General features: G+C 31.2%; 1 protein-coding gene and 1 pseudogene. Both read left to right on the forward strand.

Annotated features, from left to right (window positions below; all coding sequences use genetic code 11):
- A pseudogene (locus tag H6A13_RS12965) lies at positions 1-349 on the forward strand (hypothetical protein); the annotation flags it as partial.
- A gap of 8 nt (positions 350-357) precedes the next feature.
- A complete protein-coding gene (locus H6A13_RS12970; RefSeq protein WP_204909942.1) occupies positions 358-1,125 on the forward strand; it encodes a glycosyltransferase in 768 nt (255 codons plus the stop codon).
- The last annotated feature ends 65 nt before the right edge of the window (positions 1,126-1,190 follow it).

Below are 1,190 nucleotides of genomic sequence, written 5' to 3' on the forward strand. Positions count from 1 at the left end.
GTATATTCCTTCTATATTAACTAGATCAGATTTGAATTTGGTTCATTGGGAGATGAATCCTTTGTTACATGTAGGTGAAAGTTATAATAAGGCTTTTGAATACTTTGCAGCAAGAAAGCCGGTCTTATATACTGTGAAACCAGGATATAGCATCATTGAAAAATATCATTGTGGGATGATTGTAGATGGATTCAGTCCTGATAGAATTGCTGAAAAGATTGATGCAATAGCAACAATGGACAAATCAGAGATAGAAGTCATGGAACATAATACAGAAGAAGTTACAAAAGATTATAATTTTACTGTTCTGACTGAAAAATTGATTAAAATTTTGAATAAGTATATGTGAGAGTAAAAATGAGTGTTCAAGTATTAGTTGCAGCGATGAATCAAAATGATTATTCGCTATTAGAAAAGATGAAAATTGAATCAGATGCTATTGTTGCAAATCAATGCGAAAGAAACAATATTGAGAGTTTTTGTTACAATGGATATAAGGTAATCTATTTGAATTTTGCGGAGCGGGGAGTGGGATTAAATCGAAATAATGCTTTAATGAGAGCGACGGCAGACTATTGTTTGTTTGCTGATGATGATGAAATACTTGATGATGGATATTCAAAAAAAATAGAAACTGCTTTTGAGCGATATAAAGATGCTGATGTAATAATTTTTAATATTGTGGGAAGAGATACAGGTAGAAATAAAACCCAAAAAGTAAAACGGATTAATAAGTTAAACTATTTGAAATATGGTACGGCAAGAATTGCAATACGTTTAAAGAGTATAAGAAATCAGGGGATTTATTTTTATCAAACGTTTGGTGGCGGAACTGAGCATTGCCATGGAGAAGATAATTTGTTTTTGACAGATTGCCTTAATAAAGGATTAAAAATAATTGCTGTCCCTGAGTTTATCGCATCATTATCGGATGATCGTGGTTCGACTTGGGACAATGGATATAGCGATAAGTATTTTATGGATCAAGGAGCTTTGTATAAAAAAATATCTCCTAGAATGTGGTTGTTATTGTGTGCACAAGATGCATTTAGAAGGAGAAAATCATACAGTAAATCGTTTGTTAGTTCAATCAAATTAATGATAAATGGTGCAAGGAAAGATTAAAAAAGTTTTTTTATTAAAATGATATGAAAAGTGTTTTTCCATTACGATAGTTATGAAAACTTGTT

Origin of the sequence: Mordavella massiliensis (genome assembly GCF_016902415.1) — a bacterium.
Taxonomy (GTDB): Bacteria; Bacillota; Clostridia; order Lachnospirales; family Lachnospiraceae; genus Merdimonas; species Merdimonas faecigallinarum.

What these genes read in the sequence shown, in the direction of transcription:
- H6A13_RS12970 (WP_204909942.1), top strand. Translation starts at nt 358, where the DNA reads ATGAGTGTTCAAGTATTAGTTGCAGCGATGAATCAAAATGATTATTCG.